We start from the raw sequence: 7842 nt of genomic DNA, 5'->3' as shown, positions 1-7842 counted from the left end.
CGGCCCCGCCCCGCGCGTGATCTCCTCCACCGCCTCGTCGAGGAACTCCCGCGGCACCGGGAACTGTCCGGCGATCACGTCGGCCAGGTGGGCCGCCTTGGCCCGGTCGATCACGAAGAGCGTGGTGATGGGCAGGAAGAGGGCGAGCCGCAGGCAGGCCAGGGCGTAGCGGTCGACGTCGGCGCCGCGGCGGTCCGGCGGGGCGAAGAAGCCGGGGTGGGCGACGACCTGCCGGCCGTGCTCGGAGGCGGGCGCGGCGGCCTCGAAGTCGATGAGGACGACGGAGTCTTCGCCGGGCGCGACCATGATGTTGAACATGTGGAGGTCGTTGAAGACGACGCCCCGCGCGTGGACCTTCTCGACGGCCTCCTCGACGGCGCGGTGGATGCGCAGCGCCCACGCGGTGTAGTCGGCGGTGGCGGTGGGCTCCGGGTCCGCGGCGAGCAGCGGGTGGCGGTGGGCGAAGAAGGAGTTGAGGGGTTTGCCCTCGACGAAGTCCATGACGAGGAAGCGGTGGTCGCCGATGGTGAGCCAGTCCCGCGGCTCGGGGGCGACGCCGAGGCCGGCGAGCCGCTCCAGGGCGTCCTTCTCGCGCTCCAGGCGGGCGACGGCGTCGGCCCCGTCGGCGGCGAGCCCGGCGTGGGGGCGGCCCTCCTTGAGGACGACCTTGCGGCCGTCGCGGGTGTCGGTGCCGGCGTAGACGCCGCCGCCGTTGGAGAAGTGCAGGGCCTTCTCGATGCGGTAGGGCAGGTCGCCGACGGTGGTGGCGTTGCGCGCGGCGAGGTGCGGGGCGAGGAAGGCGGGCAGCGTCACCCACGCGGGGACCTGGAAGGCGGGGTTGCGGGAGTCGGGGACGAGCTTGCCGTCCCCGTCCTCGATCGCGGGCACGAGGGCGCCGCGCCCGTCGATGCAGAAGCGGCGGGTGAAGGCGCCGTAGCGGACGTAGAGCGGGCCTTCGTGCCAGCGCAGGTCGGTGAGGATGTACGGGCCGGGGCGGCCGCCGATGATCTCGTGCAGCCCGGCGAGGACGGTGTGGAGCTGCTCCTCGCCGGAGGGGTAGACGGTGACGAACTTCCCGCTGTGGCCGCGCTCCGCGTACTTGTTGTTGCGCAGGTGGAGCAGGTGGGGGCCGGGGACGAACTTGAACGGGATGTCCCGGGCGACGCAGTAGTCCCAGACGTCGGCGGCGGTCTTGTCCGCGGTGTCGGCGGTGGCGGAGACGTGGATCTTCCAGCCCTGGAGGGGCTGCCCGGGTCGCGGGCCGCCGTCCTCCCCGGCGGGGAAGACGTGGAGCCAGTCGCCGTGGCGGGCGGTGCTCCAGCCGGCGGGGGCGGGGCGGCGGGCGGTCTCGTACCAGCCCGCCTCCTGGGATCCCTCGCCGCCCGCCCCCGGGACGGACAGCCGGTCCGGGGTCTCGTAGAAGTGCCTGTCGGCCAGGCAGTAGACCTCGTACCGCGCGTCCATCGTCGCCCCCTCGGCTGCGTTGCCTAGAGATTTCCACGCTGTGAGGGGACCGGCCAGTCACATGTGTCATCAAGGAAGTGTGCGGAACGCATGAGTAACAACGCGCGTGCGTACGAACGGCGTTGCTGCACACGCCCCCTGTTCACTCCTCCGGAGGGAAGTCCGGAGGAAAGACGGGCTCACCCGTGTCCAGGACGCTGATCGTGATCGCCTCCACCGGGCAGCTCTCGGCGGCCGTGAACAGCGGACCGGAGGCGTCCGTCTCCTCCGCGACCGGGTGCGAGCGCCGTCCCGCGTCGAGCGCGAACGCCTCCGGCGCGTTCCCCGCGCACATCCCCGAGCCCACGCACAGCCCCCGGTCGACCCGCACGCGCCAGCGCCCGCCCGCCGCGGTCACGCCTCTCCCCCGGCCGGCTCGCCGTGCCCCGCCGGCAGGTGGATCGTCTTGTGCTCCAGGTACTCGGCGAAGCCCTCGGGCCCGAACTCCCGCCCCAGGCCGGAGTTCTTGTAGCCGCCGAAGGGGCCGAACATGTCGAGGCCGAAGGTGTTGACCGAGTAGGTGCCGGTGCGCACCCGGCGGGCGACTTCGATGCCGCGCTCGGCGTCGCGGGTCCAGACGCTGCCGGAGAGCCCGTAGTCGGAGTCGTCGGCGATGTGCACGGCCTCCTCCTCCGTGTCGTAGGGCAGCAGGCAGATCACGGGCCCGAAGATCTCCTCGCGGGCGATCCGCATGGCGTTGGAGACGTCGCCGAAGAGGGTGGGCTCGACGTACCAGCCCGTGCCGGGGTCCGCCGGCCGGCCGCCGCCGGCGAGCACCTTGGCGCCCTCGCGCTGCCCGAGCGCGATGTACTCCAGCGAGCGCCGCCGCTGCCGCTCGGCGACGAGCGGGCCGACCTGGGTGGCGGGGTCGAGGGGGTCGCCGACGACGAGGGCGGAGGCGGCCGCGGCGAAGCGCTCGGCCAGCTCGGCGTAGTGGGCGCGGGGGGCGAGGATGCGCGTCTGGGCGATGCACGCCTGGCCGTTGTTCATCCACGCGGTGGGGACGATGCCGGTGACGGCCGCGTCCAAGTCGGCGTCCGGCAGGATGATCGCCGCGGACTTCCCGCCGAGCTCCAGGGTGACGCGGGTGAGGTTGCGCGCGGCGACCTCCATGACGCGCTTGCCCGCGGCGACCGAGCCGGTGAAGGCCACCTTGTCGACGCCCGGGTGGCCGACGAGGTACTCGCTGACCTCGCGCTCCGCGGGGAGGACGGACAGCACGCCCTCCGGCAGGCCCGCCTCGGTGACGATCTCCGCCAGCAGGTAGGAGTCCAGGGGCGTCTCGGGCGAGGGTTTGAGCACCACCGAGCAGCCGGTCAGCAGCGCGGGCGCGAGCTTGGCCGCGGCCACCAGCTGGGGCATGTTCCATGGCACGACGGCCGCGACGACGCCGACGGGCTCGCGCCGCACCAGCAGCGGCCCGAGGGCGCCCGCCCGCCGCTCCTCGCAGGGCAGGTCGCGGGCGACGGCGATGGCGCAGTCCCACACCATCATCGCGCCGAGGGCCTGGGCGAGGACGCTCCACGAGTAGGGGGAGCCGTTCTGCGCGGAGACGGTGCGGGCCAGCTCCTCGTGCCGGGCGGCGATGCCGTCCTTGATCCGGGTGACGACCTCGATGCGCTCGGCGGCCGGCCGGTCCGCCCAGATCCCGGAGTCGAAGGAGGTGCGGGCCGCGGCCACGGCGCGGTCGACGTCCTCGCGCGAGGCGTGCGGGACGCGGCCGATGACCTCCTCGGAGTGCGGCGACACCACGTCGATGACGGCGCGGCCGGCCGGGTCGGTCATGGTGCCGCCGATGAAGAGCTGCCCGTGCTCGATCAGTCCGTTCCCGTCCCGGTCCAGATCCCGGTTCATGTCCGATGCCTCCCGCGCGTCTGCGGAGCCCTGGGCGTCGAATCTGACGCTGCATCAGACAGTTAGCAGCTCCTCCGGCGCCGGGGCAACGGGGTCGGCGGGCTCGCCGGACGACCGGGCCCCGGCCCGGCCGGTTAAAGTGTCTGCGACAACTTCATCCCGCCTCGGAACGGGGGAAGCCGGTGCAAATCCGGCGCTGACCCGCAACCGTGACTACGGCCCGCCGCCCCGGCACGGCCGTACGAGCCGGACCACCCGGGCCAGGCGGCAGGCTTCCGGAGCCGGTCGTACCGCCTGGCGGTGCCGCCCGGTCCACCGGCACCGTCGAGGTATGCGGAGCCGAGCCCGGTGCCACCGCGCGAAGCTCGCGGGGCGGCAGCCGCGCCCGGCTGCGCCACCGCGCACCCCGGCACGCCGGCCACCGCAGTGACACCCACCCGAGAGGCACGACCCCATGGCCCCCTCCCTCGTCGTCCACGCGCGCCGCGGCGCCGCGGTCCTGGCCACCGCCGCCGCCCTGAGCACGGCCGTGGTCCCCGCCGCCGTCGCCGACAGCTCCCCGTCCCCGGCCGCCCCCGGGCTCTACGGCACGGCGGACCCCAAGTTCGACGGCGTCTTCCGGCAGTCCCTGGCCTTCATGGCGCAGAGCGCGGTGAACGTCACGCCGGCCAAGCAGGCCGTCGACTGGCTCACCGGCCAGCAGTGCGCGGACGGCGGCTTCCCCGGCTACCGCGCCGACACGAGCAAGGCGTGCGACCCCAAGAAGGACGAGTTCACGGACGCCACCGCCGCGGCCGTACAGGGCCTCGCCGCCGCCGGAGGCCGCTCGGAGGCCGTCAAGAAGGGCCTCGACTGGCTCAAGGCCCACCAGAACGAGGACGGCGGCTGGGGCTACCAGGCCGGCAGCCCCAGCGACGCCAACTCCACCTCCATCGCCCTCGGCGCGTTCGCCGCGGCCGGCCAGGACCCGGCCAAGGAGGCCGCCAAGGGCGGCAGGAACCCCGTCGAGACGCTGCTGACCTTCCAGCTCGGCTGCGACGCGAAGGAGGAGGCCGAGCGCGGCGCGTTCGCGTACCTCAAGGACGACAAGGGGCTGCGCGCCGACAACCTCGCCAGCGCCGCCGCCGCGCTCGCCACGCGCGGCAAGGGCTACCTCGTCGAGCCCCCGAAGAAGGACGCCGACCAGCCGGTCAAGGCGCTGGAGTGCTCCGGCGACGACCAGGCGAAGCCCAAGGACGCCGCCGCTGCCGCCGAGGCCGTCGACGGCTACCTCGTGGCCACCATGGACAAGAACGGCGGCTACCTGCTGCCGTCCATGCCCGGCGCCCCCGCCAAGCCCGACCACGGCAACACCGCCGACGCCGCCCTCGCCCTCGCCGCCGGCGGCCACCGCTCGGCCGCCGAGAAGCCCCTGAAGTGGCTGCAGTCCAAGGAGAGCGGCACCGCCGAGTGGGCCAAGGGCCAGCCCGGCCGCCTGGCCAAGCTGATCCTGGCCACCGACGCGGCCGGCGGCAACCCGCACAACTTCGCGGGCACCGATCTGGTGGAGCAGCTGAACGCCACCGGCCCGGCCCCGGAGAAGAAGGCCACCGGCGGCATGGGGACGGAGGAGGAGAAGAAGGACGACGACTCCGTCACCGTCAACGTGTGGTGGATCGTGGGCGTCGGCCTGGCCTTCGGCGCCGGCATCGGCTTCCTGATCAGCGGCCGCAAGAAGAAGCAGCAGCAGCTGTGACCCGAGCCGCCGCGGCACGCGGCACGGTGATGCGCGGCGGCGCGGCCGCCGCGCTCGCCGCCGTGCTCCTCACCCTCCTCGGCACCGCCGCCCCCGCGCAGGCCGCCGGGTACCGGTACTGGTCGTTCTGGCAGGGCCCCGGCGGGCAGTGGGCCTACGCCACGCAGGGGCCGGCCACGGCCCGGCCCGGTGACGGCGAGGCCGTCGGGTTCCGGTTCGCCGTCAGCGCGGACTCCTCCGACGCCGCGAAGCCGCGCGCCGCCGCGGACTTCGGGGCGGTCTGCGACAGCACGCCCGCCAAGGACGGTACGAAGCGCGTCGCCGTCGTCCTCGACTTCGGCACGGCCGCCGACGCCCCCGAGGGCGAGACGCCGCCCGCCGCCCGCTCGGCCTGCGCCCGGGTGGGCGAGGACGCGACCGCGGGCGAGGCGCTGGCCGCCGTCGCCAAGCCGCTGCGCTACGACTCCTCCGCCCTGCTGTGCGCCATCGCCGGCTACCCGCGGACGGGCTGCGGCGAGCAGGTCGGCGGCGCGAAGAAGGAATCCCGGGACGGGAGCGCACAGCCGAGCCCGGCCGGGAGCGAGGACTCCGGCGACGCGGGCTCCGGCGACGACGGCGGGCCTTCGGCCGGCCTGATCGGCGGTATCGCCGCCGTGGTCGTCCTGGGCGCCGCGGCCTTCTGGCAGGCCCGCCGACGCCGCGGATGAGCGACAGGAAGAAGCCGCCGCGGGGCGGGGCGGAGGTGGGCGCCGGGACCGGTGCCGGCAGCGGCGCCGGGAGCGCGCCGCTCACCTCGCGCGCCTCCGCACTGCACGCGGGCGCCTGGTGGGTGTGGGCGCTCGGCCTGGCCGCGGCGGCCTCCCGCACCACGAACGTCCTGCTGCTCGGCCTGCTCATCGCCGTCGCCGGCTACGTCGTGGCCGCGCGGCGCACGGACGCGCCCTGGGCGCGCTCGTACGGGGCGTTCCTCAAGCTCGGCCTCGTCGTCATCGGCATCCGGCTCGTCTTCGCGATCGTGCTGGGCTCCCCGATCCCGGGCACGCACACGCTCTTCACCCTGCCGGAGGTGCCGCTCCCGGACTGGGCGCGGGGCGTGCGGCTCGGCGGCCGGGTGACGGCCGAGGGGCTGCTCTTCGCGTTCTACGACGGCATGAAGCTGGCCACGCTGCTGGTGTGCGTGGGCGCGGCCAACGCGCTCGCCAGCCCGGCGCGGCTGCTGAAGTCCCTGCCCGGGGCGCTGTACGAGGCGGGCGTCGCGGTCGTCGTCGCGATGACGTTCGCGCCGAACCTCGTCGCCGACGTCCAGCGGCTGCGCGCCGCCCGCCGCCTGCGCGGACGCCCCGACCACGGCCTCGCCGCGCTGCTCCAGGTGGGACTGCCGGTGCTGGAGGGCGCTCTTGAGCGTTCCGTGGCGCTGGCGGCGTCGATGGACGCGCGGGGCTACGGCCGCACGGCCCGGGTGCCGCGCGCGGTCCGCCGCACCACGAGCGCGCTCACGCTGGGCGGCCTGATGGGCGTCTGCGCCGGCACGTACGGGCTGCTCGCCGACCAGGGCGCGGGCTACGGCACGCCCGTCCTGCTGGGCGGCCTCGCCGCCGCGCTGGCGGGCCTGTGGCTGGGCGGCCGCCGCTCCGTCCGCACGCGCTACCGGCCGGACCGGTGGGACGTACGGGCCTGGCTGGTGTCGGGCTCGGGCGTGGCGGTCGCGGCCCTGATGATCCAGGCGAACACCTACGCGGCGGCCGCGCTGCACCCGCCGGCGGTGCCGCTGACGGCGCCGCAGCTGCCGGTGTGGCCGGCGGCGGCGATCCTGATCGGCCTGCTCCCCGCGTTCGTGGCGCCGGCGCCCGCCGACGGGATCACGCGGGATGCGGCCACCGGGCCGGGGCATCCGTCCCCGCCGCGACGGCGCCCGGCCCCCGCCGGGGAGCCCGGCGGTGCCGAGGCCACCGAGACCCCCACCCCCGAGGAGCCCAAGTGATCCGCTTCGAGCAGGTGTCGGTCACCTACGACGACGCCGAGGCACCCTCGCTCCAGGAGGTCGACCTCAGCGTCCCCGAGGGCGAACTCTGCCTGCTCGTCGGACCGTCCGGCGTCGGCAAGTCCACCCTCCTCGGCACCGTCAGCGGCCTCGTCCCGCACTTCACCGGCGGCACCCTGCACGGCCGCGTCACCGTCGCCGGCCGCGACACCCGTACCCACAAGCCGCGCGAACTGGCCGACGTCGTCGGCACCGTGGGCCAGGACCCGCTCGCGCACTTCGTCACCGACACCGTCGAGGACGAGCTCGCGTACGGCATGGAGTCCCTCGGCATCCCCCCGCACACCATGCGGCGCCGCGTCGAGGAGACCCTCGACCTGCTGGGCCTCGCGACCCTCCGCGACCGCCCCATCGCCACGCTCTCCGGCGGCCAGCAGCAGCGCGTCGCGATCGGCTCGGTGCTGACCACGCACCCGAAGGTGCTGGTCCTCGACGAGCCGACGTCCGCCCTGGACCCGGGCGCGGCGGAGGAGGTGCTCGCCGTCCTGCAGCGCCTGGTCCACGACCTGGGCACCACGGTCCTGATGGCCGAGCACCGGCTGGAGCGCGTCGTGCAGTACGCGGACCGCGTCATCCTGCTGCCCGGCCCCGGGCGGGCCCCCGTCATGGGGGAGCCGGCCGAGGTCATGGCGGTGTCGCCGGTCCACCCGCCCGTCGTCGACCTGGGCCGGCTCGCCGGCTGGTCACCGCTGCCCCTGTCCGTACGGGA

At 75.2% G+C, this 7842-nt stretch carries 7 protein-coding genes; 4 read left to right on the top strand and 3 right to left on the bottom strand.

The genetic code is table 11. The features are described from left to right. The 3 genes from lanKC to V7793_RS29175 form a co-directional block, all read right to left on the bottom strand. Positions 1–1464 (bottom strand): class III lanthionine synthetase LanKC (gene lanKC, locus V7793_RS29185; RefSeq protein ID WP_336011962.1); only part of this gene is annotated, 1464 nt, incomplete at its 3' end. A gap of 142 nt (positions 1465–1606) precedes the next feature. Beyond that, positions 1607–1861, bottom strand: a complete 255-nt coding sequence (locus tag V7793_RS29180) for a ferredoxin (protein ID WP_336011959.1) — start codon at positions 1859–1861, stop codon at positions 1607–1609. Beyond that, positions 1858–3357: an aldehyde dehydrogenase gene (locus tag V7793_RS29175; RefSeq protein WP_336011956.1), complete on the bottom strand. Its 1500-nt coding sequence runs from the start codon at positions 3355–3357 to the stop codon at positions 1858–1860. Before V7793_RS29175 ends, V7793_RS29180 begins: the two co-directional genes overlap by 4 nt. 454 nt (positions 3358–3811) lie before the next feature. Here V7793_RS29175 and V7793_RS29170 point away from each other — a divergent pair, with 454 nt between their 5' ends. From V7793_RS29170 to V7793_RS29155, 4 genes are all read left to right on the top strand, one after another. After that, positions 3812–5092 carry a prenyltransferase/squalene oxidase repeat-containing protein gene (locus V7793_RS29170; RefSeq protein WP_336011953.1) on the top strand — a complete coding sequence of 427 codons (1281 nt, stop codon included), beginning with the start codon at positions 3812–3814 and terminating at the stop codon, positions 5090–5092. Positions 5093–5121: 29 nt separating this feature from the next. Then, positions 5122–5799, top strand: coding sequence for an SCO2322 family protein (locus V7793_RS29165; RefSeq protein WP_336011965.1), 678 nt, complete (start codon positions 5122–5124; stop codon positions 5797–5799). Beyond that, the gene (locus tag V7793_RS29160; RefSeq protein ID WP_336011949.1) at positions 5796–7073 is read left to right on the top strand and encodes an energy-coupling factor transporter transmembrane component T; all 1278 of its coding nucleotides are present in this window, start codon (positions 5796–5798) and stop codon (positions 7071–7073) included. Before V7793_RS29165 ends, V7793_RS29160 begins: the two co-directional genes overlap by 4 nt. Further along, the coding region (locus V7793_RS29155) for an ABC transporter ATP-binding protein (protein ID WP_336011946.1) at positions 7070–7842 on the top strand (773 nt) is incomplete at its 3' end. The genes V7793_RS29160 and V7793_RS29155, both read left to right, overlap by 4 nt.

It is taken from the genome of Streptomyces sp. KLMMK (assembly GCF_036961605.1).
Classification (GTDB): Bacteria; Actinomycetota; Actinomycetes; order Streptomycetales; family Streptomycetaceae; genus Streptomyces; species Streptomyces telluris.
The sequence above is the reverse complement of the archived record's forward strand: the minus strand, read 5'-3'. Positions and strand labels throughout refer to the sequence as shown.